General features: G+C 32.0%; 31 protein-coding genes. 30 read left to right on the top strand and 1 reads right to left on the bottom strand.

Features of this window, described 5'->3' with window-relative positions; genetic code table 11:
• Positions 1-12 precede the first annotated feature (12 nt).
• From BQ4446_RS06330 to BQ4446_RS06235, 20 genes are all read left to right on the top strand, one after another.
• Positions 13-570, top strand: a complete 558-nt coding sequence (locus BQ4446_RS06330; RefSeq protein WP_071027641.1) for a DUF1836 domain-containing protein — start codon at positions 13-15, stop codon at positions 568-570.
• Complete coding sequence (locus BQ4446_RS06325) at positions 563-1,273, top strand: DegV family protein (RefSeq protein ID WP_071027639.1); 711 nt, start codon at positions 563-565, stop codon at positions 1,271-1,273. Before BQ4446_RS06330 ends, BQ4446_RS06325 begins: the two co-directional genes overlap by 8 nt.
• Before the next feature lie 5 nt (positions 1,274-1,278).
• Positions 1,279-2,175, top strand: coding sequence for a tetratricopeptide repeat protein (locus BQ4446_RS06320; RefSeq protein WP_071027637.1), 897 nt, complete (start codon positions 1,279-1,281; stop codon positions 2,173-2,175).
• Positions 2,176-2,189: 14 nt separating this feature from the next.
• Positions 2,190-2,945 carry a type I methionyl aminopeptidase gene (gene map / locus BQ4446_RS06315; RefSeq protein ID WP_071027636.1) on the top strand — a complete coding sequence of 252 codons (756 nt, stop codon included), beginning with the start codon at positions 2,190-2,192 and terminating at the stop codon, positions 2,943-2,945.
• An 8-nt stretch (positions 2,946-2,953) separates the two neighbouring features.
• Positions 2,954-3,613, top strand: coding sequence for a PAQR family membrane homeostasis protein TrhA (gene trhA, locus BQ4446_RS06310; protein ID WP_071027634.1), 660 nt, complete (start codon positions 2,954-2,956; stop codon positions 3,611-3,613).
• The gene (locus tag BQ4446_RS06305; RefSeq protein WP_071027632.1) at positions 3,610-4,986 is read left to right on the top strand and encodes an MATE family efflux transporter; all 1,377 of its coding nucleotides are present in this window, start codon (positions 3,610-3,612) and stop codon (positions 4,984-4,986) included. Before trhA ends, BQ4446_RS06305 begins: the two co-directional genes overlap by 4 nt.
• A 9-nt stretch (positions 4,987-4,995) precedes the next feature.
• Complete coding sequence (locus BQ4446_RS06300; protein ID WP_071027630.1) at positions 4,996-5,595, top strand: peptidylprolyl isomerase; 600 nt, start codon at positions 4,996-4,998, stop codon at positions 5,593-5,595.
• 11 nt (positions 5,596-5,606) lie between these two features.
• Complete coding sequence (locus tag BQ4446_RS06295) at positions 5,607-6,209, top strand: thymidine kinase (RefSeq protein WP_071027629.1); 603 nt, start codon at positions 5,607-5,609, stop codon at positions 6,207-6,209.
• A 77-nt stretch (positions 6,210-6,286) separates the two neighbouring features.
• Complete coding sequence (locus BQ4446_RS06290) at positions 6,287-7,339, top strand: carbohydrate kinase family protein (protein ID WP_071027627.1); 1,053 nt, start codon at positions 6,287-6,289, stop codon at positions 7,337-7,339.
• A complete protein-coding gene (locus BQ4446_RS06285) occupies positions 7,326-8,252 on the top strand; it encodes a pseudouridine-5'-phosphate glycosidase (RefSeq protein ID WP_071027625.1) in 927 nt (308 codons plus the stop codon). The genes BQ4446_RS06290 and BQ4446_RS06285 overlap by 14 nt, the downstream gene beginning before the upstream one ends.
• Positions 8,245-8,736, top strand: a complete 492-nt coding sequence (locus BQ4446_RS06280; RefSeq protein ID WP_071027623.1) for an acyl-CoA thioesterase — start codon at positions 8,245-8,247, stop codon at positions 8,734-8,736. The genes BQ4446_RS06285 and BQ4446_RS06280 overlap by 8 nt, the downstream gene beginning before the upstream one ends.
• Positions 8,737-9,029: 293 nt before the next feature.
• A complete protein-coding gene (locus tag BQ4446_RS06275; protein WP_071027621.1) occupies positions 9,030-9,311 on the top strand; it encodes a DUF503 domain-containing protein in 282 nt (93 codons plus the stop codon).
• 12 nt (positions 9,312-9,323) lie between these two features.
• A complete protein-coding gene (gene nth, locus BQ4446_RS06270) occupies positions 9,324-9,962 on the top strand; it encodes an endonuclease III (protein ID WP_071027619.1) in 639 nt (212 codons plus the stop codon).
• Complete coding sequence (locus tag BQ4446_RS06265) at positions 9,962-11,368, top strand: VanW family protein (RefSeq protein WP_071027618.1); 1,407 nt, start codon at positions 9,962-9,964, stop codon at positions 11,366-11,368. Before nth ends, BQ4446_RS06265 begins: the two co-directional genes overlap by 1 nt.
• Before the next feature lie 8 nt (positions 11,369-11,376).
• On the top strand, positions 11,377-11,952 hold the full coding sequence (locus BQ4446_RS06260; protein ID WP_071027616.1) for a hypothetical protein: 576 nt from the start codon (positions 11,377-11,379) through the stop codon (positions 11,950-11,952).
• Complete coding sequence (locus BQ4446_RS06255; RefSeq protein ID WP_071027614.1) at positions 11,943-12,770, top strand: CvfB family protein; 828 nt, start codon at positions 11,943-11,945, stop codon at positions 12,768-12,770. The genes BQ4446_RS06260 and BQ4446_RS06255 overlap by 10 nt, the downstream gene beginning before the upstream one ends.
• The gene (gene rlmD / locus BQ4446_RS06250; protein ID WP_071027612.1) at positions 12,760-14,040 is read left to right on the top strand and encodes a 23S rRNA (uracil(1939)-C(5))-methyltransferase RlmD; all 1,281 of its coding nucleotides are present in this window, start codon (positions 12,760-12,762) and stop codon (positions 14,038-14,040) included. The genes BQ4446_RS06255 and rlmD overlap by 11 nt, the downstream gene beginning before the upstream one ends.
• 327 nt (positions 14,041-14,367) lie before the next feature.
• Positions 14,368-15,219, top strand: a complete 852-nt coding sequence (locus tag BQ4446_RS06245; RefSeq protein WP_040551387.1) for an ABC transporter ATP-binding protein — start codon at positions 14,368-14,370, stop codon at positions 15,217-15,219.
• Position 15,220: 1 nt separating this feature from the next.
• A complete protein-coding gene (locus BQ4446_RS06240) occupies positions 15,221-16,429 on the top strand; it encodes a hypothetical protein (RefSeq protein WP_071027610.1) in 1,209 nt (402 codons plus the stop codon).
• A 13-nt stretch (positions 16,430-16,442) separates the two neighbouring features.
• Positions 16,443-17,528 carry a hypothetical protein gene (locus tag BQ4446_RS06235; RefSeq protein ID WP_008902146.1) on the top strand — a complete coding sequence of 362 codons (1,086 nt, stop codon included), beginning with the start codon at positions 16,443-16,445 and terminating at the stop codon, positions 17,526-17,528.
• Positions 17,529-17,684: 156 nt separating this feature from the next.
• Here the strand turns inward: BQ4446_RS06235 and BQ4446_RS06230 are convergent, their stop codons facing one another.
• Positions 17,685-18,299 carry a hypothetical protein gene (locus tag BQ4446_RS06230; RefSeq protein WP_071027608.1) on the bottom strand — a complete coding sequence of 205 codons (615 nt, stop codon included), beginning with the start codon at positions 18,297-18,299 and terminating at the stop codon, positions 17,685-17,687.
• A 455-nt stretch (positions 18,300-18,754) separates the two neighbouring features.
• On the opposite strand from BQ4446_RS06230, the gene BQ4446_RS06225 reads away from it, so the two are divergent.
• The 10 genes from BQ4446_RS06225 (at position 18,755) to BQ4446_RS06185 (ending at position 25,380) form a co-directional block, all read left to right on the top strand.
• Complete coding sequence (locus BQ4446_RS06225) at positions 18,755-19,126, top strand: helix-turn-helix domain-containing protein (RefSeq protein ID WP_071027606.1); 372 nt, start codon at positions 18,755-18,757, stop codon at positions 19,124-19,126.
• 2 nt (positions 19,127-19,128) lie between these two features.
• A complete protein-coding gene (locus tag BQ4446_RS06220; RefSeq protein ID WP_071027604.1) occupies positions 19,129-19,914 on the top strand; it encodes an ImmA/IrrE family metallo-endopeptidase in 786 nt (261 codons plus the stop codon).
• Positions 19,915-19,986: 72 nt separating this feature from the next.
• Positions 19,987-20,151, top strand: coding sequence for a hypothetical protein (locus BQ4446_RS08420; RefSeq protein ID WP_002834910.1), 165 nt, complete (start codon positions 19,987-19,989; stop codon positions 20,149-20,151).
• Positions 20,152-20,486: 335 nt separating this feature from the next.
• Positions 20,487-21,005 carry a sigma-70 family RNA polymerase sigma factor gene (locus tag BQ4446_RS06215; protein ID WP_071027603.1) on the top strand — a complete coding sequence of 173 codons (519 nt, stop codon included), beginning with the start codon at positions 20,487-20,489 and terminating at the stop codon, positions 21,003-21,005.
• Entirely contained in the window at positions 20,993-21,364 is a 372-nt protein-coding gene (locus BQ4446_RS06210; RefSeq protein WP_071027602.1) for a hypothetical protein, read from the top strand. The genes BQ4446_RS06215 and BQ4446_RS06210 overlap by 13 nt, the downstream gene beginning before the upstream one ends.
• Positions 21,306-21,599: a hypothetical protein gene (locus tag BQ4446_RS06205; protein WP_071027601.1), complete on the top strand. Its 294-nt coding sequence runs from the start codon at positions 21,306-21,308 to the stop codon at positions 21,597-21,599. Before BQ4446_RS06210 ends, BQ4446_RS06205 begins: the two co-directional genes overlap by 59 nt.
• Positions 21,599-22,711 (top strand): DUF2800 domain-containing protein, encoded by a 1,113-nt coding sequence (locus tag BQ4446_RS06200; RefSeq protein ID WP_071027597.1) that lies wholly within the window; start codon positions 21,599-21,601, stop codon positions 22,709-22,711. Before BQ4446_RS06205 ends, BQ4446_RS06200 begins: the two co-directional genes overlap by 1 nt.
• A 1-nt stretch (position 22,712) precedes the next feature.
• Complete coding sequence (locus BQ4446_RS06195) at positions 22,713-23,264, top strand: DUF2815 family protein (RefSeq protein ID WP_019125147.1); 552 nt, start codon at positions 22,713-22,715, stop codon at positions 23,262-23,264.
• Positions 23,265-23,273: 9 nt separating this feature from the next.
• The gene (locus BQ4446_RS06190) at positions 23,274-23,474 is read left to right on the top strand and encodes a hypothetical protein (RefSeq protein ID WP_002834902.1); all 201 of its coding nucleotides are present in this window, start codon (positions 23,274-23,276) and stop codon (positions 23,472-23,474) included.
• Positions 23,449-25,380: a DNA polymerase gene (locus tag BQ4446_RS06185; protein WP_071027596.1), complete on the top strand. Its 1,932-nt coding sequence runs from the start codon at positions 23,449-23,451 to the stop codon at positions 25,378-25,380. The genes BQ4446_RS06190 and BQ4446_RS06185 overlap by 26 nt, the downstream gene beginning before the upstream one ends.
• Positions 25,381-25,385: the final 5 nt, after the last annotated feature.

Raw genomic sequence — 25,385 nt, 5'->3', positions numbered from 1 at the left:
CTAGGTGATGATATGATAAATTCTGATGTAGTAAAGTATTCAAAATCTTTAGAAAATTTGCACATTGCAAGGTGGTACGAACTGCCAGATTTTGATTTATATGCAACGCAAATTATAGAAATTGTTAAGAAGGAACTTTTTTTTCTTAGTATTTTTGATGAAGAGTTTTTAACAAAATCCATGCTAAATAACTATGTAAAAAATAAAGTTATCCCTAAGCCAGAAAATAAAAAATATACTAGGGAAGCTTTGGCAAAACTTATAGTTATAACTCTTTTAAAACAAATTATGGAAATTTCAGATGTTAAAGATGGAATGAGACTGCAAATCCAAAATTCAGGTGGAGTTGAAAAAGCCTATAATCTCTTTTGCGGTCAAATTGAAGAAGCTGTGAGGTTGATTTTTGTCAATAATTTAAAAACTGACAAGACTTTTGACCTTACTATAAAAAATATTGACAAGATAAATATTATTACAAACCTTGCTGCTCTTGCCCTTGTTTCAAAACTTATGGTTAAAAAAGTTGTGAGCTCCAATGGTTTTATAATAAAAAATGATGATTATGAATAAGATATTTTATATTGTTGAAGGCCCTCCAAATCTGGGTGAGGATAACATTGAAAGCTTTGAATTTTTAAATTCTGAAAAATCTCCCATTGACTTAGTAGAAGAGTTTTATAATAAAATTGATACTGAAAATATTTTTATAATATCTTCGTCTAAGGCTCTTAGTGGAAGGGAGTATATTTTCAGATCTGCAAGGCCCTTTGGAAAGAATGTTTACTTTCTTGAAAGTAAATCCTTAGGCTCAGGACCTTATCTTTTAGCTAAATATGGCTCTACCCTTGAGAAAATAGGTTTTAGACCAAGAGAGGTCTATAATATATTAGCTGATAAGAGAAGGGATTTAAAATTTTACTGCCTACTAAATAATTTAGAATCCCTTAAGGATAAAAATATTCTAGGAAATATTAAATATAAAAAACCTATTTTTAAGGATAATTATTATTTATTATCAGTAGATGAAAGGGGAATTTTGTACGAAATTTCAAAGGCCCACTCTCTTAAAAAAGTTTTATCTAAATTCGAGGAACTGATTAAAGAAGATTTAAGGCTGAAATTCAACTATTCTATGACAATGACCTATGGAGATGAAAATTTAAGAATTGAAAGTGAAGAAATTATCTTAAGGGATATTGAAAAGGCAAATTTTTATAAGGCTTTAGAAATTAATCTTCCTTATGGTCTTTTGACTGTGAATATATTAAAATAGATTTCATGGGAAATAAATATAATAACTATATAATTATAGCTAATGAATTTTTATATAAGGAAGAATATAAGTCTTCCCTTGAAAGTTTTGAAAAGGCCCTGAAATTTGCAAATAATGATAAGGAAAAAATTGATGCTTTATATGAAATGGCAGACCTTAATATAATTTTAAAAAATTATGAATCTGCCCTTGATAATTATAGGCAAATTTTAAGTCTTGATGAAAATCAGCCTGGGGCCCATTATGGGCTTAGCATTTCAAATGACTTTTTGAAAGGCGATTTTGATTTTTCCATAAGGCATTATCATGAGGCCATAAAGCTTGATCCTTCCTACGATAGGGCCTATTACTATCTGTCCAGCCTATATGACAAAATAGGTGAGGGTGAGAAGGCAATTGAGGCCTTAAAAAAATGCGTTGAATTAGATCCTTATGACTACACAAGCCATAATATTATTGCTGCAATATACGAGTCAATGGATCAAAACCAAAAGGCTTTAATCTATGCTAAAAAGGCTTTAGAAATAAATCCCAATTTTGGGGATGCACTTTTCAATATGGGAGTTATAAATAAGAAATTAGGAAATAATAGGGAGGCTTTAAAATATTATGAAAAGGCCCAAAGTGAATTTTTAAATCCTAATTTATACTTAAATATGTCTGCCATTTATATTGAAGAAGGAAACTTTAAAAAGGCAGAGAAAATTTTAAAGGAAGGCTTAAGGACCTATCCGGACTCAGTAAATCTTCATTACAATTTAGCCTGCACCTATAAAAATTTAGATGAAATTTCCCAGGCTCTCTTAGAGCTTAAAGATACTATTAATATAGATCCTGAGGCCCTCACTTGGGTAAAAAAGGACGACGATTTAAAAGATTTAATAAAATTTATTAAAGACTGATTTGAGGTGAAATTATGGTAATAATAAAGACAAAAGAAGAAATTGAAAAGATGGTTTTGGCAGGAAAAATTCTTGCAGATGTTCATCATAAATTAAGAGATTTTATAAAACCTGGCGTAAAGACAATAGAAATTGATAAATTTGTTGACGACTATTTAATTTCACGAGGGGCAACAGCAGAAGAAAAAGGGTATGAAGGTTATCCCTATAGCGTATGCACTTCCGTTAATGACGAGGTATGCCACGGTTTTCCTTCTGAAAGAGTTTTAAAAGAAGGAGATATTTTAAATGTTGACCTTGTAGTAAATTACAAGGGATGGCTTGCAGATTCAGGCTGGTCTTATGAAGTTGGAGAAGTTTCTGACGAGGCTAAAAGATTATTACAAGTTACAAAAGAATGTATGTATAAAGGAATTGAACTTGCTCAAATTGGAAATAGGCTTGGTGATATTGGCTATGCTATTCAAGAGCATGCTGAAAAAAATGGTTATTCAGTTGTTAGAGAATTTGTTGGTCATGGTATCGGCAGAGAAATGCACGAGGATCCGCAAGTTCTTCACTATGGAAAACCTGGCCATGGATTAAGAATTAGAGAAGGAATGGTTTTTACTATTGAACCCATGATTAATCAAGGAAAAAAGGAAATTTATATAGATAAAAATGGCTGGACGGCGAAAACTAAAGATGGGTCCCTTTCAGCCCAATATGAGCATCAACTGGCCATAACGAAAGATGGTCCAATAATAATTACAGATCAAGGAGATTGTTAGGTGATTAAATGGTAAATTATGGATCTTATAATTTTAAAGAAGAAATTTTTAATGCTATCAGTCATTGGATTGGTTTTGCCCTTGGTATAGTGGGTCTTATATTTTTAGTAATTTTTGGAGCGAAAAATAAAAGTACCCTTCAAATAACAGGATTTTCTATTTATGGAGCTTCCCTTATAATTTTGTACCTTTGCTCAGCACTTTATCATTCAATTCCTTTCATGAGAGCAAAAAATGTCCTTAGAATTTTAGATCATCTTAGTATTTACCTACTTATTGCCGGAACATATACTCCAATTATTTTAAATTCCTTTAGGGGTAGGGAAAGGATTATCTTAATCTTCGTAATTTGGGGTCTATCTCTAGCGGGAATAATTTATAAATTATTTATAAAGGGTAAGTTTTCTAAATTTGCAAAGCTGTCAACTTTTATTTATTTATTTTTAGGATGGGTTAGCCTTCTTTTAATTAAACAAATTTTGCTGACAACGTCAATAAATTTTGTAGTTCTACTATTTGTTGGAGGTATTCTTTATTCTATTGGATCAATATTCTACATTGACAAGAAAATCCCTTACAACCATTTCATTTGGCATATATTTGTCTTGGCTGCATCATTTTCTCATTATCTTGGAATTATGGGTGCCTATGCCTTGGGAGGAATATGAAAAGAAATTTAAACTTACTTGAAGGAAATATTTTAAATTCAATACTTGCTTTATCAGTGCCTCTAATGGCAACTGCTTTTGTTCAAATGTGCTATTCTTTAGTGGACTTAATGTGGCTGGGAAGACTTTCAACGGAGGCAGTAGCCGCAGTGGGCTCTTGTTCATTTTTAATATGGATTGCCCAAGCAATTACTCTTATTGCTCACACTGGACTTTCAGTTGGTCTTTCTCAGGCCTATGGCAGAAACAATAAGAAAGAAGCTGGAGATATAATGGTTGCTGGTTTTTGGGTTAATTTATTTTTTTGTCTACTTTTAACTGGCATTTATTTAATTTTCAAAAAACAAATTTTAGGTTTTTATAAATTGGAAGAAGGAGTTTTTTCCCTCGCCATAATTTATTTTACAATAGTTTCTATTGGTCTTATTTTTACATTCTTAAATCCTGCTCTATCAGCAGTTTTTTTATCTAGGGGAAATTCTCTAACACCCTTTATGATTTCCATAATTGCCCTTGTATTTAATATTATCTTTGACCCATTAATGATTTTTGGTTTAGGTCCTTTTCCAATAATGGGAATTGGAGGAGCAGCCCTTGCCACAGTTTTAGCACAAGCTTTGGCGACCTTTCTTTATATTTTTTCAGGCATAAGGTCAAGAGAAATTTTTACAAAAGTTAATTATTTTATATTTCCTAAATTTAAATATTTTATAGATCAATTAAAGCTTGGTCTTCCGCCATGTCTTCAGTCTTCAGTTCAGGCTCTTTGCGGAATTGTTTTGACAAAATATATTGCAGCCTATGGAGCAAGTTCTATTGCAGTATATTCAATTGGCTCTCAAATAGAATCTATTTCTTGGATGACAAGTGATGGATTTTCTGTTGCCTTTGCTACTTTTTTTGGACAAAATTATGGTGCAAAAAATTATGAAAGACTAAAGGAGGGAAGAAGTGCAGGACTTAAAATAATAAATTTTGTAGGAATTTTTTCTTGCCTACTTTTATTTATTTTTCCAAGGCCCCTTTTCAAATTATTTATACCAAATGATATAAAAGTTATAAATGAAGGTGTAACTTATTTAAGAATCCTTGCAATTTCGCAATATTTTATGCCGGTGGAAATTGGAACGACAGGAATGATGAATGGTCTTGGCCTTACAAACTATCCTGCCATAAATGCTATAATTTTAAATTTAGCACGTATTCCTTTTGCCCTTTTAATGATGCCTTTTATTGGAGTAAATGGAATTTGGGCTTCAATGAGTCTATCATCAGTTTTAAAAGGCATTAGCCTTACAATAATTTATTTTTATTTGCGTAATGTTACAAAAGGTTTTAAAATAAATATGAATAAATATGTTTCAAGAGAATAAGGAGAAATTATGTTAGAACAATTACAAAAGCCTCAAAAGGGCGAAAAAGTTGCTGTGCTTACAACAAATCACGGTGAAATAAAAATTAGATTATTTCCTGAAGTTGCACCAAAGGCAGTAGAAAATTTTATAGGACTTATAAATAAAAACTATTATGATAATACTGTTTTTCATAGGGTAATTAATGCCTTTATGATTCAAGGTGGAGATCCAAGTGCAACAGGTCGTGGAGGAGAAAGTCTTTGGGGCAAATCCTTTGAGGATGAATTTGATCTCAATCATAGAAATATAAGGGGAGCTCTTTCTATGGCAAATGCTGGCCCGAATACAAATGGTTCGCAATTTTTTATAGTTCAAGCACCAGCTGTTGAGGAAGATATAATTAATCAAATGAAAGCAGCAGGAGAAGCTAAGGGCTTTCCCGAAGATGTAATAAAGGCTTATGAAGAAAATGGCGGAACTTTTTGGCTTGATGGCAAACATACAGTTTTTGGACAAGTCTTTGAAGGTATGAATGTTGTAGATGAAATTGCTTCACTTCCAACAGATTTTATGGATAAGCCCCTTGAAGATGCTACAATAATTAAGGCAGAAGTTATAGAATATTAATTGGAGGAATTATGCATCAATATAAGGGCAGAATGATTCTCCACACGGGATCAATGTTTTCAGGAAAGACAAGTTCCCTTGAAAGAGATTTAAAAAGATTTGCCATTGCAAATTATAAGACAATTGCCTTTAAACCCAAAATAGATTCTAGGTATTCAAAAACTGAAATTGTTAGTCATGATCTTAATAAATATACTGCAATTCTTGTTAATGATTCAGAGGAGATATATGACTATGTTATAGAAAATAATCCCCAAGTTATTGGAGTCGATGAAATTCAGTTTTTAAAAGATAGACCAGAAGAACTTATAAAAAATTTAGGGAAAATTTTAAGCCTTGGAATTACAATAGTAATTGCAGGCCTTGATATGGATTATTTGGCAAAACCCTTTGAACTTGTCAAAGAACTTATGCCCCTTGCTGACTATGTAAATAAACATCATGCAGTATGCAAAAAATGCGGCTCTGATGCTTGGGTAAGTCATAGAAAAGTTAAGGGACAGTCAAGACTTGTTTTAGGAGCAGAAGAAGAATATGAGCCCCTTTGCAGATCTTGTTATATTAAGGCTTTGGAAGAAGATAAGATTAATTTAAATCAGGAAAAATTTTTATAGGCATGAAAGTGCCTATTTTTGTTGACAAAATTTCATATTTTCAATAATATTTAATCAAATGATTAGGAGGATTTATTATGACTCCAATAGGAAGAAATATAGTAGATTTATTAATAAATAATCCATTTATAACTAAGGAAGAAATTGCTGGAAGGTTAAATATTAGCCCTAAAATTGTTGTAAGAGAAATTGAAAAACTAGAAAGTCAAAATAATTTAAAGACTGGAAAGTATGTAACAGTTGTTGGGGCTTGCAATATTGATATTTCAGGAGCAAGCACAAATAATCTTGTAGCTAAAGATTCAAATCCTGGAAAAATTTCAAATTGTATGGGCGGCGTTGCCAGAAATATTTGTGAAGATTTAGCAAGGCTTGAAATAAAGACATCATTTATTTCGGCCCTTGGGACAGATAACTGGGGAGATTTAATTGAAGGTCATTTAAGATCTTTAAATGTTGATACATCAAATTTAGTTTTTTTTAACGAAAATACATCTCAGTATCTTGCAATTTTAGATGAAAACCGTGATATGGCACTTGCTATTTCAGATATGGACCTTATTAAAAAGATTGACCCAAAATTTTTGGCAAGTAAGAGAGAAATTATTGAAAATTCTCAGTTCACAATTTTGGATACAAATTTAACTGAAGATGCCCTAAATTTTATTCTTAATAATTTTAATGGAGATTTTTTAATAGATGGAGTTTCAACTGCAAAAGTTGTGAAATTAAAGGGACTACTTGAGAAAATTAAATTTTTAAAAGTTAACCAATATGAAGCCCAAATTTTATTGGCTGAAAATATTACAGATCCTGTTGAAATAGGCAAAAAGCTAATTGATAAGGGTTTAAAAAGTCTTGTGATTTCTATGGGTAAAAAAGGTGCCATGTATTTTCAGGATGATTATTTCTATTTTGAAAAGGCAAGACCTTGCAAGGTAAAAAGTGCATCAGGAGCTGGAGACGCCTTTATGGCAGGATATGCCTATGGGCTTTTTAATAACATGGAATTAAAAAATAGACTTGCATTTGCTTCTGCTGCTGCAAGAATAGCCTTAAAATCCATAGATGCAAGTTCGGAAGAATTTAATATTAAAAATATAGAAGGAGAAATGTATGACAATAAATAAAAATTATGAAAAATATCTTGAGTTTTCAGATGAAGTAAAAAAAGCAAAAAAAGAAAACAAGCCAATTGTTGCCTTAGAATCTACAATAATCTCTCATGGTATGCCCTATCCAAAAAATTTGGAAACAGCTAAAGCCTGTGAAGATATTATTAGAAAGGCAGGTGCTGTACCAGCAACAACTGCCATAATTAATGGAAAAATTAAAGTTGGCTTAAGTGAAGAAGAGTTAGAGTTTATGGCAAGTTCTAAGGGAATTATTAAGACTTCAAGTAGAGACATTCCCTATATTATTGCCAACAAATTAAATGGTGGTACAACTGTTGCCTCCACAATTATCGTAAGCCGTTTGGCAGGGATTAAAATTTTTGTAACTGGAGGAATTGGCGGAGTTCATAGGGGTGCTGAAAAGACATTTGACATTTCGAGAGACCTTGAAGAACTGGCAGCAAATGATATTATGATTGTATGTGCTGGATGCAAATCAATATTAGATATTGGGCTAACTCTTGAATATTTGGAAACAAAAGGAGTTTCAGTTTTAGGATATAAAACTGAAAAAATGCCGGCATTCTTCACAAAATCAAGTCAATTTAAGGTAGATTATAAAATTAACGATCCTAAAGAAGCTGCGGAAATTGCTAAAGCAAAATGGAATTTAGATATTAAGGGCGGAATTTTACTTGCAAATCCAATTCCTGATGAGGATTCTATGGATGAGCAAGCAATCGACAAGGCAATTGAAGATGCTTTAAAAGAAGCGGAAGAAAAGGGAATTCATGGCAAGGAAACTACACCATATTTACTTTCAAAAGTTTTAGAAGAAACAAAGGGAAAATCACTTGAAGCAAATATTGCTCTAGTTAAAAATAATGCAAAAATCGGTGCGGAGGTAGCAAAGTATATTTATGAGTAAAAAAACAGTAAGCGAGTCAAAAGTTTATTATGATTATGGAGTTATGGCTGGTGATTTAAACACTGGCGGCTCTATGTATGGCCCAAAAATTATTGATATTTGCGACCATTGCTCTGGTCAATGTGCAACAAGACACATCAGGGGGCCTGTTGCAACAATTTCTGTTGACACGGTTCAGTTCATTAGACCCTTATTTTTAGGAGATTTTCTTCATGCTGAATCAATGGTTTCTGGAGTTGGTAATACATCAATAGAAATTTTTACAAAAATATTTGTTGAAAAACCCCTTACAGGTGAAAAAAATCTTGCCTGCATTTGTTTTCTAACATTTAAGGCCAAGGAAGCAAAAAAAGGAGAACTGCCTGAAATAATTCCTGAAACAGAAGAAGAAAAACTTTTAATTGTTGGCTACGAGGAAAGAAGAAAAATTAATAAAGAAAGACAAAATTACAACCAAAAAATCAGAGATTTTTATGAAAATTAATTATTTAATTTTCAAATTTTAGGAAGGAGTTATTTAATTGAAAAAAACATTTTTTATGTTTTTACCATTGGCTTTGTCATTGGTGGCATACCTAATTCTACTTACAATTGGAATACTTGTAATACTTGCCCTAATTAAATATTTAAAAAAATAATTGCATAATATTATAGTGAGATTATCTTAAGAATATTAATTAAATTTAGTGCTTATAAATTTTATAGGCACTTTTTTATTATTTTATACAAATAACTTTATGATTATGTAAAATAAAGAACTTATGTTATAATTAAGCTATGAATGTTGGAATTTGTACTTTAGATTTATATATTTACAATGTAAATTCTCTTAAAGAAAAAAGATCAGTTATAAAATCTTTAATAAATAAAAGTAAAAATAAATTTAATATATCTATAGCTGAAACTGGCGAAAATGATAAATGGCAAAAGAGTATTGTTTCTTTTGCCTGCCTTTCAAACGACAAAAAAGTTATTGATAGCACAAAAGAGACCCTTATAAAATTTATTTTATCTAATTATGATTTAGAAATTTTAAATATAGAATCTGAAATTTTGTAAGCAGGTGATCTTATAAAATTATTAAATAAAAAAGAAACTGACCTGTGTTTAGATATTTTGGAAAATACTTATCCAGACGCTCATTGTCAGCTTGATTATAAAAGCCCTTTTGAACTTTTACTTGCAACTATTTTGTCAGCCCAATGTACTGATGTAAGAGTAAATAAGATAACAGAAGAGCTTTTTAAAGGATATAATAAGCCTTGTGATTTTTATAAAATGCCCCAAGAAAAGCTTGAAGGTCTAATTAAATCTGCTGGATTTTATAGGAACAAGGCCAAAAATATAATTGAAACATCTAGAGTTTTAATGGACAAATATGGGGGCGAGGTGCCTGGAAATTTTGAAGACCTTGTAAGACTTCCAGGTGTTGGAAGAAAGACGGCAAATGTTGTTCTTTCAAATGCCTTTAATGTTCCTGCCTTAGCAGTGGATACTCATGTTTTTCGGGTAACTAATAGAATTGGAATTGTTGCAGAAAAGACTCCTGAGGATACTGAAATTTACCTTTGCAAGAAAATAAAAAAAGAAAGATGGTCAAAGGCCCATCATTTATTTATTTTTCATGGCAGGAGAATTTGCTCTGCAAGAATAGCTAAGTGTCAAATCTGTCCATTAACAGATTTGTGCCGATATTATAAGGAGAATTAATGGAAAAGACTAAATCTTTATCTAATAAGTCGAAGTCAAAAGTTAAAACTAATAAAAAACTTCATATTGGTCTTATAATTCTTGTCTTTGTTGGAATTTTGCTTATTATTTCCTATGCCTCACAAAAGAGAAAGGACGTTATTTATAGTGGGGTTAAGGTTTCAGGCATAAAACTTACAAATTTGTCAAAGGCAGAAGCCTATGATTTAATTAAATCCAAGGGTGATGAAATAATTGCTACAAGGGATTTGAAATTTATAGATGGCGAAAATGTCTATGTATATCCTATAAGCGATTTTGGCTATAGTCTTAACTATGAAAAAGCAATAGAAGAGGCTTACAACCAAGGAAGATCAGATAGTAAATTAAATAATTTTTTTAGAGTATCAGTTGGAAATTTAAAGCCGGTAAATATTAAACTTGAAGAAAGTTATGATCATGATAAAACTGAAAAACTTGTGGAAGACTTGCAGGAAAAAATTTATGTAAAAGCTCAAGATGCTGCCCTTTTTGTAAGTCCTGAAAAAACCATTGAAATAGTTAAGGAAGTTCCTGGAAGATACTTAGAAAAATCTGAAACCTTAAATTTAATTAAAGATAATCTTTTAGAGGGTGGAGAAATAAAGCTTCCCATTTATAAAATTGAACCAAAGGTTATGAGTACAGATTTTGGCGGAATTGACAAACTTATTGGTGAATTTTCTACTAACTATGAAAAATCAGAACAAAATAGAAAGGATAATATTGCCAAAGGTGCTTCATTTTTTAATGGCAAGCTTGTAAGGTCAGGTGAAGAAGTTTCCTTTAACAAAACCATTGGTGAAATTACAGAAGAAACTGGTTTTAAAACGGCTGGAGTTATTGTTAATGGAGAATTTGATAGGGGAGTTGGCGGAGGAATTTGTCAAGTTTCCACAACATTATATAATGCTCTTTTAAGAAGCGACTTGGAAATTATTGAAAGATCAAATCACACAAGGCCTATTTCCTATGTACCTCTTGGAACAGATGCTGCCGTTGCAAGTGGTTATAAGGATTTAATCTTTAAAAATAATACTAAGCATCCAATATATTTACTTGCAAAAGCAAATGGCACTGACCTTGATTTTATGATTTTTGGAAATGGAGTGGACAGAGATTATCAGGTTAATATTGTGCCCAAATTAAAGGATGTTATTGAACCAAAAACCAAGGAAAAATATACAGAAGATATGGAAGTGGGCGAATCAATTGTTGAAAAGAAAGGATCCAAGGGTTATTCTTATGTAACTTTTAAGGAGATTTTAAAAAATGATGAAGTCATAAGGACTGAAGAAATTTCCAAATCCTATTATTCACCCCAAGATAGGGTAGTTTTAGTAGGTGATAGGGATCCAGATGATAATAAAGATAGGGAAGAAGATTAAGTTATTCAATGAAATTATTTAATTTTAAAAATAAAAGGCAGAGCTCCATTTACAAGGACATAATAAGGACAAACTTTGATAGGGAGAGATTAAAGGCCCTTAAACTTTCAGATGGGGAATATGAATATAGGATAGTTTGCGGAAAGGATAAGATAAATAGTATATCAACAAGACCAATAAATAATGCCCTAGATAATTTTTATGCCAATGAAAAATCATCTCTTAAGGAATTTGATGATTTTTTTAAAAGCAACAGGGCTTTAGAAGCAGAAAATCCTTTTTTAACAAATCTACTTCAAAAAATTGAATTTTCAGAAGATAGGCTTCTTGGACTTTCAATACTTTTAATGAGAGATTCACAAATAGAAGAATCAGTTAAATTTGGCATGCTTTTAAGTAAGTATTATGATTTAAGAAATTATAATAAAGTTGAAAAAATATTTATAGATTTAATGAGTCATCCCACCTTTGTTTACTATGGTTTAGACTACTTAATGACAGTTGACTATTCAATAATTGACGAAATATATGAAAATAGTTTTTATTTTGCTAAGCAAATAATAGAGGAGAAAGTATGGATTTAGGGAAAATTCAAAATCTTAGGCTAAAAAAAATAGAAAATTCTAGGGGAATTTTAGTTGATGATGATGGAAATGAAGCCTTAATTGACAAGGAAGAAATTAAGGATGTAAAAATAAGTGAGGAAGTTAGGACCTTTATTTATAATGGCCATAAGGGAGAAATTTGGGCAACTAGAAAAAAACCCTATATTGAACTTGGACAGCTTAAAAAATTAAAACTTTCTGAAAAATCAAAGTTCGGATATTTTGTTGACATTGGACTTGACAAGGATATTCTTTTACCCTTTGCAGAAAGTTATGGAAGATTAAATTTAGGTAAAGAATATCTTTTATATTTGTATCACGACAGATCAGATAGACTTGCCCTAACTATGAACATAAAAGATAAATTAAAAATAAATGATAAATTTAAGGTAAATGATATGGTGAGGGGAATAATTTATTCTATTGGTAAGCCCGGATATTTTGTTGCAGTAGATAATACTTACGATGCCATGATCCCAAAAGAAGAAGTCAAAGGTCTTTATGTTGTTGGAGATGAAGTTGAGGCGAGAGTTGCAAGAATTTTAAAAAATGGATTTATCACTTTAACCTTAAGAGAAAAGGCCTACAAGCAAATTGATGCGGATGCTGACGAAATTTTGGATTTATTAAGGGATAACAGCGGAATTATATATCTTGGTGATAAGTCCAGACCTGAAGAAATAAAAGAAATAACAGGTCTTTCAAAATCAGCCTTTAAAAGAGCCTTAGGTAAACTTTACAAAAAAAGACTTGTAGAATTATATGATAGGAAAACAGTTTTAAACAATGGAAAATAAAATATTTACAGGCATAATTTCAGATTTTGACTATAAAGCTATGGGGATTACAAAATTAGATGGAGTCCCCGTTTTTTTAAATGGCGGAATAATTGGAGATAAAATTGAATATATAGTTACAAAAGAAAAGAAAAACTTTTTTGAAGGAGAGATTTTAAAAACATTAAAAAATTCTAAATTTAGAGTTGAAAGTCCATGTCCATATTCAGAGGAATGTGGTGGCTGTGATTTTTTGGAATATGATTATCAAAAAACATTAACTTGGAAAAAAGAAAGAGTTGATAACAACTTTTCAAAAATTGCAGGCTTACATGAAAAAGCTCAAAATATTAATGAAAGCCCCAAAAGATTTGCCTATAGAAACAATATGCAATTTCAAGTGAGAGATGGAAAAGTTGGCCTTTATAAAAAAAATTCAAGAGATATAATAGACATCAAAAACTGCCTAATGCAAAGCCACAATGCCAATAAAGTTTTAAAAATATTAAGAAGCTTTAAAAACCTTAAAGAATTAAAAACACTTGGAATTAGGACAAATTATAGAGATGAAGTTATGGTAATTTTATCCTCAAAAAAAAGAATTTCAAAGCTTAATCTGTTAATTGGAAATTTAATAGATGCAAATGTAGTTTCGATTTATGAAAATATAAATAAAAAAAATAAATTTCATTATGGAGAAGAATTTAATTTAATATATGGCAATAAATATTTGGAAGATAAAATTAATGACATAAGCTATAATTTATCACCCCAATCATTTTTTCAAATTAATAGGGGGCAAGCATCAAAATTATATAGAAGAGCTATGGAATATTTAGATGTAAGTAGCCAAGAAAGGATTTTTGACCTATATTGCGGAGTTGGCACTTTAAGCCTTGAAATAGCAAAAAGGGGCGGAAATGTTATAGGAGTTGAAATAGTAGACTCAGCTATAGAAGATGCCAGAAAAAACGCAGAAAAAAATAAATTAAAGGCAAGATTTATAAGAGGAAAGTCAGAAGAAATACTAGAAAAATTAGAAGAAAATGAAAAAATAAGAGCAGATAAAATATTAGTAGACCCGCCTAGAAAAGGTCTCGATAAAAATTTGCTTGAATTTTTGTGTAAAAAAGAATATAAAAAAATAGTTTATATATCATGCAATCCCGCAACCCTCGCAAGAGATTTAGGAATATTGAAAGAAAAATATAGGCTAGAAAAAGCCGAAGTGTTTGACCTATTTCCAAATACCGTCCACGTTGAGACTATAGTATTGATGTCAAAGAATTAAGATAAGAAGTTATAAGACTGCTGAAATCAATGGCTTTTAGGATTTTTAAGAAAATCTTAAAAGCCATTTTTCTATTAGAAAAACACCTTGTGGGAACATATTAATAGTAAAAATCGTAGGGGTGTGTAGACAGGATAGATATTTGAAGTTGTGTGGACAGGATGGTTTAAAACATAAAGTAAAAGATAATAAATACTACTAATGGAGTATAGCCTGAGAAAAACATTAAAAATGCAATATATTTGATTTAGTGGTAAAATATATTTAGTGAAATGCTTATTGTGTTATCAATTTTTTAAATTGTGCAATAAAAAGGGGTGTGTAGAGTTGAATATAGTTGAACTAAAAGATATTGGTAAAAATTATGGGAAGAAAGTTGCCTTAAAATCGGTGAACTTACAAATACCAGAAGGGATTTATGGTATCTTGGGAAACAATGGAGCTGGTAAAACAACTCTATTACGTATGATAACCAACGTAATGAAACCTTCGACAGGTGAGATTCTTTGGAATGACAATAATATTATGTCCATTCAAGATGCGTATAGGGATGAAATAGGATACGTTCCGCAAGAGTTTTCAGTTCATCCTGCCTATACAGCAAAAGATTTTTTATCTTACATAGGAGCGCTTAAAGGATTAAGAAATCAGGAATTAAAAACGAGAATTGAGGAGGTCTTGGATTTTGTTAACTTGTCTGATGTGGCAGATAAAAAGGTGTATAGTTTTTCAGGGGGAATGAAGCGTCGAGTTGGAATTGCACAAGCGATATTAAATGATCCGAGCATTCTAGTTTTAGATGAGCCAACAGCAGGATTAGATCCAAAAGAAAGAAATAGGTTTTCCAACATTATCAGTAAGATGAGTAGTGAAAAAATTATTTTATTTTCTACACATATTATCTCCGATATTGATGCTATTACCTCGAAAGTAATTCTTGTAAACAACGGTGCAGTGAGTGGCATTAAAAAGGTTTCTGAATTGGTAGATTCTATTCATAATATATACGAGATTACAGTTAATACAGATACCTTTGAAGAATTAAGAAAAGATATTTTTATTATACGTATTAAAGTAATTGATGGGGGGATGATTGTACGCTATCATGGGCCAAAAATTGAAGGGGCTACTGAAGTCAATAGTAATTTAGAGGATTATTTTATTGTAAAAGGAGATTGATATGAAAGGATTAACAAGGTTAGAGCTTAAAAAAATCATACATAGCAATAGTGCCATATTGCTTGTTATTTTTTTTCTTATCATACTATCCTCCATTGTCTCCATATCAAGTGTCGATATTATAGACAACAATGGTGAATTTTATAGTGGTATAGGTGGATGGAAAATATTATCAGAACAAGCCAAAGTTTCGGATGGATATGTCACCAAAGAATACATGCTTAAAGAAAAAGAACGTTATGATAGAAGTAATGGGAAACCATATATCGAAGGAACTCGAACAGAGGATAGGAAACTTGGATTAAAATTAGTCTATCCACAAGATTTTCTATTCATGACGTTAAATGCTCCCTATGGACAAGATATTTTAACGACCTATATAGACATGAATTTGACAGAACAAGAAATGGAAGATTTTTATGTTAATTGGCCAAAGACAGTTATTGAAGTGCTTAAAAGGACAGAAACGCCGTATTCTGACCAAGAGTATAAATTAATATATTCCAAAGCGAAGGCGGTCGAAGAACCTTTCTATTATGCGTATAATATGGGGTGGCAGGCGTTTTCGAATTCTTTAGAACAGACTTGGTGGGGTTTTGCGATTTTTTTAAGTGTCCTCTTTGCATCTGCATTTCAAAAAAATTCAACGGTAGGCATGAGTGAAATTACGCTTTATAATCGAGAATCAAGAAAGAAATTATATGGTCATAAAATATTCGCTCAATTGCTATTTGGAGCAAGTATATACTTAATGTATATTTTATCAATTCTTCTAATTGTAGGTGTTATTTATGGACTTCACGGTTGGAATTCGTCCATACAATTTATTGATTCAATGAATATCTTTTCTCTCAAAGTATGGCAAGGGATATTATTTAAGATAGCAGTAGGGTTACTAGCTACGTTTATTTATGTATATTTTATATCCTTTTTATCTTTGTTATTAAAAAACGATAAAGGAACAATTGTAGTATTTACTTTATTAGAAGTGTTGTTAACATATAAATCTAATTGGCTGGCTAACACTTCTGAAGTAGTATTCAATCTACTTCCGCAAAATTTTATTCGTGGGATATTGAGTACGAATAAACTTTTTTTTATAGGAGATCAGATAGTTCCGTATGGGTTTGTAACAATACTAGTTGGCTGTCTATACATTCTTATTCTCGAATTTGCTAGTAAATGGTTATTGAGAAATTATTATGTTTAAGGAGGGATCAGGAATGAAAAAGTTAAATACACTCCACAATGAAAACTTAAAAACGCTCTTAAGAGAAAAAATTGTTTTTGTTTACGGAATAGCCATTATCTTCATCATCCTATCCGGCCTTTTCAGTGTCTCAAAAGAATATTTATATCAAGAAAATATGGAAATTAGTGATGGAACAGAATGGAGATTTTTTATTGAAGATACTAAATTGTCTAATGAATCAATTTCTACAATGATAAAAAAATATATAGATGCTGATGTCTCCGAACGAAATACGATTGATGTTCAAGATCAGTTTATTGTAGAGAAGATAAAAAGAGTATATGGGGAAAATTGGAATACTCTTGAAAATGCCAATAAAAAGTTTTTTGGTGAAAGGGCGAAACTTATTGAATCACAAGATTCAGGAAAAACACCTACTTTACAATCATTACAAGATGGTTATGTCGAAGGTTGGAAAGTTATCGATACGCTTTTCCCACAAACACTTTATGTAATATGGCTATTTATTATGCTCATGTCAATCCCTATTTACCATAAAAGTAAAAGATCGGGATTTCATGAAATAAATATCAGCACAAAATATGGAAAAGACCAAATTAATAAAATCAATTGGATTAATGCCTATGAACTTTCAACTGGTATGTTCATCTTTGGGATCGTACTTCTCTACTTATTTGTTTGGAGTAGGTATAGCCTAAATGGATACCATCTAAATATTCAAACAATACCTAAATATTTTTTAGCAACGACATCCTGGAGCATATATAAAACATTTATAATGCAAATCCTTATTGCTTATATAGAAACACTTGTCATAGTAAATATTAGTTTAATTATCAGTATTCTAAGTAAAAGCGTCAAAGTGGGTTATGGTCTAATGGTTTTATTGGGTGCATGGCAGTTTACTTTGTTGAAATTATTTAGAAATAAGAGTCATATGATTTTCGTTAACTACTTACCTTCTGAAATTTTTAAAATTGAAAATTTCATCTATGTGGGGATAAAACTGGTGTTATTTCTCGTCTTATTATTTTTGATAAGTGAGTTGATCCTTTATGGATTTATTAGAAAAGTTAAAGAGCATGAATATGTATAGTACTTTTTTAATGTTTCAGAGGGCTGAGCATAAAAAACTATTCAATACTCATGAAGGATCGACAAAGTTATAGATAGGTGGAACAAAAAAAGTAATGGGAGTATATGATGTCCCATTACTTTAGATAATCTTATATTTTAAAAATTAAAAAACAATCTATTTCTTAAATAAATCATCTTTAATCGAATAGTAATTGCCAACAAATAAAACTTCCCAAACTCCATCAGTATTTTTTTGCATAAGGACATCATCATAATTGCCATCAAGTCTTCGTGCTTCCATAACAATCAAATCAGATTTGTCGACATTAGCTATTAACTCGCTATTAGCTCGTGGTTCTCCATAAATTAATTTTTCAAATCTAGGGTCTACTGAAGTGCCTACAGTCATTTCTTCAGAGAACTCATCATATTTTGGATAAAGATCAGGATGCTCATCAATGTACTTGCTAAGCCCATTCATTATAGATACAAAATCTTCTTTTGATCTTTTTGGAGCTAATCCACTTCCAGCGACAAAAGTACCAGAAATTCCATCTTCTTTATATGTCTTTTCATTTTTCTTGCGTTGTTGAGAAATCTTTTGATCTATTGCAATATCTTCCTTACTTCTATCGAATTCATCCAAGTTATCATTAGACGTTAATTTAGAATTATTCATATTAGACTCAGTAGATTTGATATTTTTATAACCTGAAAATTTATTAATAGAAAATAATAGAAGTATAATTACAACGATAAAAACTGGTAAAATAAGATATTTTCTTTTCATTATTTTCTCCCCACCTCCAATTACTACATGTATTATACTCCTTTATTCTATAAATAGCAATTGAATAGACTAGAAACAAAACAATCAGGTCCTGGATGTCAATGCTCTTGTAACGGTAGTACAAATTACGCCTACAATAAGGATTCAGCTAGAAATTAACTGAGGAAAAATCTTTAAAAAAGTGCACAAATATATAGTGTGGTAGCTAAGTATTAGTGCATAATCAGTCGTAAAAGTATAATGTGTCATGCATAGTGAAAGGGATGTTGCGGGGGTGTTTCCGTAACATCCCTTTTTCATATTTTCAAACATAAGCTGAATTATACCATTTTTTCACAACACTATCAATTTTTTTTACTTACAAAGGACTTATGGTAGGCTATTGACTTAAGAAAAACAAAGATGTATAATATTTTATATTAGCAGATTAGCTAATAAAGTAATAGGAGGTAATCATGAACAATCACGAACTGACTTTTGGGAATTTTATTTCTCAGAAGAGAAAGGATTTAAGAATCACCTTAAAGGATATGGCGGACAGGCTTAATATTTCCTCACCGTATCTAAGCGATGTAGAGAAAGGAAAAAGAGATTCCTTTGACTTAGAGAGGTTGAACCAAATTGCTAAAATATTAAACTTGGATGAAGAAGAATCATCCATTATGATGGATTTAGCTGGAAAGCAAAGAAATACGGTGGCACCTGATTTGCCAGAGTATATTTTAAAGACTAAAGGTGTAAGTGTAGCTTTGAGAAAGGCTAGAGACTTAGATGTTAAAGAAGAAGAATGGATAAAATTCATTGAAGAAATTGAAAAAGAGAGGTAGGCATGTATCAATACAATTTTAGTAAATCGAGTACAGGTGCTCCATTTATTACTTTACATCAAATTGAAGAACTGACTGAAAATATTCTCAACAAATATTGTCCATCTGCAATCGAAAATTTTGAAGCAGTAGATATTGAAGGACTGGCAGAATTTGATCTAGGATTTAATGTGGAGTATGCCTACTTATCTAACAACGGATGCTATGCAGGAATGATGGTCTTTAATGATGACCAAGTAATAAGAACAATGAAAAGCCTAATGCCAAATATAAAAACGGGACAATGGGAATTAGAATATCTAACAGATAGAGCCAATACTATTCTAATAGATAAACAATTAGACAATCCAAGAGATAAGGGGTTTAGAAGGTTTACCCTAGCTCATGAATGTGGACATGGAGTAATCCATCCGTGTGTATTCTATAGAGATCCAAACCAACTATCTTTTTTTAATGAAGAAGAAAAGCCTGCTTCACTAGCTTGTCGAACTGGCGATGTTAATAAGAAGAAAAATAAACGCTGGGGATTTATGGATACAATAGAATGGCAGGCGAATACATTTGCTTCTTGTCTTTTGATGAATAAAAAAGCGATTATAAAGTATCTATACTATCTAGGTTATGATAAGCACATTAAGGATGAAACTTATCTATTTGATTTCATCATGAAAGTATCAGAGCAATTCCAAGTATCAAAAACAGCAGCATTAGTTCGATTAAAAGTATTAGGCTATGCTCCTAATGACTTTGAATTAACAAAAGAACTATATAACGAATTTAGTTTTTAAAATATAGCTTAGCTATATTTTTTTAAGAAAGAAATTAGCAAAGAAGCTAACAAGGAAAGATAAGGAGGTATTATGGAACAAATGGCATGTCCAGTCTGTAAAAAGAGATTTTTTGATGTATCAAGAATTCCTTTAGAGAAAATAGAGATAGCAGCAAAATGTCCACACTGTGGGAAAATCTCAACACTGGAAATATCAAACAAAAATAAGAAAAAACCATACCGAGCAAAGAAGTAAATGTAACTATCAAATAGCCGGATGAGTATTCGAAGGAAACTCATCTGGCTATTTTTATATACTAAGGAGGTGATCCTATAGAAATAAGGAACAAAGAAGGAAAAAGAGTCTGTGATATTAGTGAAGACAAGAAAAAGCTAACTATCAGACGAGGTAAAAGTACAACCATAGCCTATGTAGTTAAAGGCGAAATTAAAATTTTAAATAAGTAAAAGATATCCGCAAGAACGCTAGACGGCAGTCGGAAAACCAAACCATGGTTTTCTATTGCCGTCTTTTTTTGTTTTTACGGATGGCCTTCTTGCGGATCTAGAGATTTTGCAAGGAGGCAAAAGATGGCAAAGAAAAGATATTTAGAAATAAATGGCAAAGAAATCGAAGTTAGTGAAGAAGTCTACAAAGAATATATGAAACCAATCTGGAGAGAAAAAAAGAGAATCCAAAGAGCCTACAAGAATTTAGAAGGGCTACAGGATAAAGAAAGAATTAAAACAGCGGCTGAGAAAAATGGAAACTACGTCCAAGCAGGAAGCTTAGAAACAGGATTTGTCGAAACAAAAGAATATGGTCTTCCCTTATCCCTTGATGTTGCTGAAGAAGAATACGACTTTGAAGTAACTAGCGTTAAAAATACTGAGGACATAGTAACGTACAAACTTCTAGAAGAAGCATTCTTAGAAGTCATTAGTGAATTTTCTGAAAGAGATAAAAAAGTTCTAAAACTACTTTTTCTCTACGAAATGAAAGAAAGAGAAGTCGCAGAAGTAGTAGGAATATCCCAAAAAACAGTTAATAACATCAAAAATAAGCATTTACCAAAGATTCAAGAGAAATTGAGACCTTGGAAAAAATAATTACTCAAAAACTTACTAGATGTCCTAAGGAATATGAGGGAAGAAGTCTTACTCAAATACAAACAGGATGTCCTAAGAAGTGTGAGGAGATACAACTTACTCAAAATGAAGGCAAATGTCCTAAGGAGTATGAGAGGAGAAATCTTACTCAAAAATTTAATGAATGTCCCAAGGAGTGTGAAAGGAGGAACAAAGTGGACTTAGTAAAAAACGAACAGATGGCAGAAAGTTTAATAGCCATCTCAATTGTTGCCAAGAAGATAGCTATGGAATTAATGCAACCAGAGAAAGGAGAAAAAAGTGTCAAGAATAAAGCTACTAATGGAAATCAAAGAAGATGCAGAGAATCTTGCATCTAGTATAGGCATCCTTCTCACAGCACTAGAAAGTGATGAGGAACTACCTAAAGAGGAAGTAAAACAAAATGAAAAGACCTATGAGATTGAAGATGTTAGAAAGATACTAGCCGATAAATCAAGATTAGGTCATACAGCTAAGATAAGAGAACTTTTAGAAAAGTATGGAGCTAAAAAGTTATCTGAGATTGAACCAAGTAACTATGAAGACTTGATAGCAGATGTGGAGAAACTCTGATGGGTGATCACGCAATATTATCTGCATCAAGTAGTTCACGCTGGATCCACTGTCCACCAAGCGTTAGGCTTTCTGAAAAATATGAAGATGAAGTTAGTCCCTATGCCCTTGAAGGCACCTCAGCTCATGCCTTAGCAGAATATAAACTAAAGAAGTTATTAGGCTTGGATCTCAAAGATCCTACTGAAGATTTGGATTTTTATGATGAAGAAATGGATGAGTTAACTGAAGGATATGCCTCATATGTAACAGAAGTAATAAGTAGTTATGAAAGCCCAGCCGTATTTGTAGAAGAAAGGCTTGACCTATCAGAATATGTTAAGGAGTCTTTTGGTACAGCTGACTGTGTAGTTGTTGGAGGAAAAGAACTTCATGTAATAGATCTAAAGTATGGTCAAGGAGTTTTAGTAGATGCTAAAGAGAATTCACAACTCATGTTATATGGACTTGGTACTCTGACTCTCTTCGATGGAATTTATGATATTGAGAAAGTAATTCTTCATATATATCAACCAAGAAGATGCAATATCTCAACTTATGAAATTAAGAAGATAGAACTATATGAGTGGGGAGAAACCATACGAGAGATTGCTGAGAAAGCATATAAAGGCGAGGGGGAATTCTCTTGTGGAGAATGGTGCATCTTTTGCAAAGCTAAGAATAAATGTAGGAAAAGAGCGGAAGAAAACCTGAAACTAGCACAAGAAGAATTTACCCTACCACCAGAACTATCTGATGATGAAATTGAAGAGATTCTACCAAAACTAGACGAACTGGAACAATGGGTCAAAGATATCAAGGCCTATGCTTTAGAAAGAGCAATGAAGGGCCATAGATGGAAGAACCTAAAACTTGTCGAAGGCAGGTCAAATAGAAAATACCGAGATGAAGATGAAGTTGTAAAAAAAGTAAAAGAACTGGGATTTAATCCCTTTGAAGAGAAGTTACTTGGCATCACAGCTATGACTAAGTTACTAGGTAAAAAAGTCTTTGATGAAAATATCACTGACTTATTAGAAAAACCAAAAGGAAAGTTAACCCTAGTTAGCATTGATGACAAGCGAGAAGAAGTAAAAATTGACAATGTTAAAGAAGAATTCGGAGGTAAATAATATGTCAAATATGAATAAAACAAAAGTAATTACTGGTGAAGTTAGATTAAGCTATGCGAATGTTTGGGAGCCAAAGTCAATCAATGGTGGCAAAGAAAGATACTCAGTATCTGTCATTATTCCAAAGAGCGACCAAAAGACAATTGAGAAGATTGAAAAAGCAGTAGATGCTGCTATTGATGAAGGACTTTCTAAATTCAATGGAAAAAAACCTAATAAAAAAGCTATCAAACTTCCATTAAGGGATGGTGACACAGAAAAAGATGATGAGGCTTATGCTGACGCATACTTCTTAAATGCTAACTCTATGACAGCACCTCAAATTGTGGACAGAAATGTAGAACCTATTCTTGATAGAAGTGAAGTCTACTCAGGAGTTTATGCAAGGGTATCCCTTAACTTCTACGCCTACAATGTAAATGGGAATAAAGGAGTGGCCGTTGGCCTCGGAAATATTCAAAAACTAAGAGATGGTCAACCTCTAGGAAATAGGTCTAATGCAGCAGATGACTTCGATGCTATGGACGATGATGATGAAGATTTCTTAGCATAGGAGGTAGAAATGGACTATTTAATTACAGCGATAGTTTTAGCTATTTGGTCCTTTTTATGGTATAAGCTTGGATTTTTACAAGCTCAGCTAAAAGAACTAGATAGAGATATCAGAAAAATAGAAAAACAAATAAAAGAAGATAGAAAAAATAATTTAGCAGAATTAACAAAGCTTAGTGATAGCTATGAAGAAATTGTCCATAGATCTTGAGACCTATTCTTCAGTTGATTTAGGCAAAAGTGGTGTATACAAATATGCCGAGAGTGAGGATTTTGAAATCCTCCTCTTTGCCTATTCTATAGATAATGGAGAAGTGCAGGTTTTAGATTTGGTAAGTGGAGAGATTATTCCTGAAGAAATATTGTCAGCACTTAGTGATGAAAGTATAGAAAAGTGGGCCTTTAATGCAAACTTTGAAAGGGTGTGTCTATCTAGGTTTTTAGGTAAGAGACTAAAACCTCAAGGTTGGTATTGCACCATGATTTGGTCGGCCTATCTTGGTCTACCTCTATCGCTTGAAAAAGTAGGAGAGGTTTTGAAACTTGATAAGCAAAAGATGAATGAAGGCAAGGCCCTTATTAGATATTTTTCTATTCCTTGTAAACCAACTAAGACAAATGGTATGAGGACAAGAAATCTACCACATCATGATTTAGAAAAGTGGTCTACATTTAAGGAATATAACAAAAGAGATGTGGAAACAGAAATGGCGATTAAGAAAAAATTATCAGCATTCCCTATGCCTCAATCAGAATGGGAAAACTACTGGATAGACCAAAACATCAACGGCAGAGGAATTTTAATTGATGAAGTTTTAGTTGATTCAGCTATTAAATTTGATGAAATCTTACGAGAAGAAAACATGGATAGAGCCATAGAGTTAACTAACCTTGAGAATCCAAATTCTCCCTTACAGCTTAAAGAATGGCTTAATAAAAAAGGCTTAGAGATAGATTCTTTAGCTAAGAAAGATGTAGAGTCTGCTCTTAAAAATGCAGAAGGAGATATTAAAGAAGTGCTGGAACTTAGACAGGAATTATCTAAGTCTTCAGTTAGAAAATATGATGCTATGAAAAATGTAAAAGGAAAAGATAATCGAGCAAGGGGTCTGATCCAATTTTATGGAGCAAATAGAACTGGAAGATATTCAGGCAGGCTTATTCAAGTCCAAAACTTAAGGAGAAACAATCTAAAAGATTTAGACCTAGCTAGAAATCTTGTAAAAAATAGAGATTACGAAACTATGGAAATCCTCTATGAATCCCCGTCTGATGTTTTATCTCAATTAATAAGGACAGCCTTCATACCAAAAGAAGGCACTAGATTTATTATTTCAGACTTTTCAGCAATAGAGGCTCGTGTTCTTGCATGGCTTGCAGGAGAACAATGGGTACTGGACGCTTTTGAAAATGGAGAAGATATCTATTGCAGAACAGCATCAAGGATGTTTGGAATGCCAGTTGAAAAGCATGGAGTAAATGGTCATCTCAGACAAAAAGGAAAGATAGCGACTTTGGCCTGTGGTTATCAAGGGGCATTGGGAGCTCTTAAAGCAATGGGTGGAATTGAGATGGGTTTATCTGAAGACGAACTTCAATCAATAGTCGATTCTTGGAGAGAGGCTAATCCTAACATCGTAAGCTTGTGGTGGGATATAGATTCTGTCGTAAAAAGAATTGTAAAGACTAGAAGTAAAGAAGAATACAAGAACCTAGTTATTAGCTATGAAAAAGGCATTCTTTTTATAGAACTTCCTTCAAAAAGAAGACTTGCTTATCCAAAAGCAAAAATCGGGATGAATCGATTTGGTGGAGAATCAATTGTCTATGAGGGAATCGTAGTAGGAAACAAGTGGGACAAGATTGAATCCTATGGTGGAAAATTTGTAGAAAACATAGTTCAAGCCATCGCAAGAGATATTTTAGCTGAGACTATGATGAGACTTGAGGAAAAAGGATTTAATATCGTCATGCATATTCATGACGAAGTTGTTATAGAAAGTGATTCATCTAATATCGAGGAAGTAAATCAAATTGTGTCCGTTGTTCCAGAATGGGCGAATGGACTTATCTTAGATGCAGATGGATTTGAAAGCGAATTTTATAAGAAAGACTAAGGAGG

The sequence above is a fragment of the Peptoniphilus raoultii genome, assembly GCF_900099555.1.
Lineage (GTDB): Bacteria > Bacillota > Clostridia > Tissierellales > Peptoniphilaceae > Peptoniphilus_A > Peptoniphilus_A raoultii.
The sequence above is the reverse complement of the archived record's forward strand: the minus strand, read 5'-3'. Positions and strand labels throughout refer to the sequence as shown.

Bases quoted from the DNA above. Each gene is read 5' to 3' on its own strand.
- BQ4446_RS06330 (WP_071027641.1), top strand. From the start codon at position 13: ATGATAAATTCTGATGTAGTAAAGTATTCAAAATCTTTAGAAAATTTG.
- BQ4446_RS06325 (WP_071027639.1), top strand. From the start codon at position 563: ATGAATAAGATATTTTATATTGTTGAAGGCCCTCCAAATCTGGGTGAG.
- BQ4446_RS06320 (WP_071027637.1), top strand. From the start codon at position 1,279: ATGGGAAATAAATATAATAACTATATAATTATAGCTAATGAATTTTTA.
- map (WP_071027636.1), top strand. From the start codon at position 2,190: ATGGTAATAATAAAGACAAAAGAAGAAATTGAAAAGATGGTTTTGGCA.
- trhA (WP_071027634.1), top strand. From the start codon at position 2,954: ATGGTAAATTATGGATCTTATAATTTTAAAGAAGAAATTTTTAATGCT.
- BQ4446_RS06305 (WP_071027632.1), top strand. From the start codon at position 3,610: ATGAAAAGAAATTTAAACTTACTTGAAGGAAATATTTTAAATTCAATA.
- BQ4446_RS06300 (WP_071027630.1), top strand. From the start codon at position 4,996: ATGTTAGAACAATTACAAAAGCCTCAAAAGGGCGAAAAAGTTGCTGTG.
- BQ4446_RS06295 (WP_071027629.1), top strand. From the start codon at position 5,607: ATGCATCAATATAAGGGCAGAATGATTCTCCACACGGGATCAATGTTT.
- BQ4446_RS06290 (WP_071027627.1), top strand. From the start codon at position 6,287: ATGACTCCAATAGGAAGAAATATAGTAGATTTATTAATAAATAATCCA.
- BQ4446_RS06285 (WP_071027625.1), top strand. From the start codon at position 7,326: ATGACAATAAATAAAAATTATGAAAAATATCTTGAGTTTTCAGATGAA.
- BQ4446_RS06280 (WP_071027623.1), top strand. From the start codon at position 8,245: ATGAGTAAAAAAACAGTAAGCGAGTCAAAAGTTTATTATGATTATGGA.
- BQ4446_RS06275 (WP_071027621.1), top strand. From the start codon at position 9,030: ATGAATGTTGGAATTTGTACTTTAGATTTATATATTTACAATGTAAAT.
- BQ4446_RS06265 (WP_071027618.1), top strand. From the start codon at position 9,962: ATGGAAAAGACTAAATCTTTATCTAATAAGTCGAAGTCAAAAGTTAAA.
- BQ4446_RS06260 (WP_071027616.1), top strand. From the start codon at position 11,377: ATGAAATTATTTAATTTTAAAAATAAAAGGCAGAGCTCCATTTACAAG.
- BQ4446_RS06255 (WP_071027614.1), top strand. From the start codon at position 11,943: ATGGATTTAGGGAAAATTCAAAATCTTAGGCTAAAAAAAATAGAAAAT.
- rlmD (WP_071027612.1), top strand. From the start codon at position 12,760: ATGGAAAATAAAATATTTACAGGCATAATTTCAGATTTTGACTATAAA.
- BQ4446_RS06240 (WP_071027610.1), top strand. From the start codon at position 15,221: ATGAAAGGATTAACAAGGTTAGAGCTTAAAAAAATCATACATAGCAAT.
- BQ4446_RS06235 (WP_008902146.1), top strand. From the start codon at position 16,443: ATGAAAAAGTTAAATACACTCCACAATGAAAACTTAAAAACGCTCTTA.
- BQ4446_RS06230 (WP_071027608.1), bottom strand. From the start codon at position 18,299: ATGAAAAGAAAATATCTTATTTTACCAGTTTTTATCGTTGTAATTATA.
- BQ4446_RS06225 (WP_071027606.1), top strand. From the start codon at position 18,755: ATGAACAATCACGAACTGACTTTTGGGAATTTTATTTCTCAGAAGAGA.
- BQ4446_RS06220 (WP_071027604.1), top strand. From the start codon at position 19,129: ATGTATCAATACAATTTTAGTAAATCGAGTACAGGTGCTCCATTTATT.
- BQ4446_RS08420 (WP_002834910.1), top strand. From the start codon at position 19,987: ATGGAACAAATGGCATGTCCAGTCTGTAAAAAGAGATTTTTTGATGTA.
- BQ4446_RS06215 (WP_071027603.1), top strand. From the start codon at position 20,487: ATGGCAAAGAAAAGATATTTAGAAATAAATGGCAAAGAAATCGAAGTT.
- BQ4446_RS06200 (WP_071027597.1), top strand. From the start codon at position 21,599: ATGGGTGATCACGCAATATTATCTGCATCAAGTAGTTCACGCTGGATC.
- BQ4446_RS06195 (WP_019125147.1), top strand. From the start codon at position 22,713: ATGTCAAATATGAATAAAACAAAAGTAATTACTGGTGAAGTTAGATTA.
- BQ4446_RS06190 (WP_002834902.1), top strand. From the start codon at position 23,274: ATGGACTATTTAATTACAGCGATAGTTTTAGCTATTTGGTCCTTTTTA.
- BQ4446_RS06185 (WP_071027596.1), top strand. From the start codon at position 23,449: ATGAAGAAATTGTCCATAGATCTTGAGACCTATTCTTCAGTTGATTTA.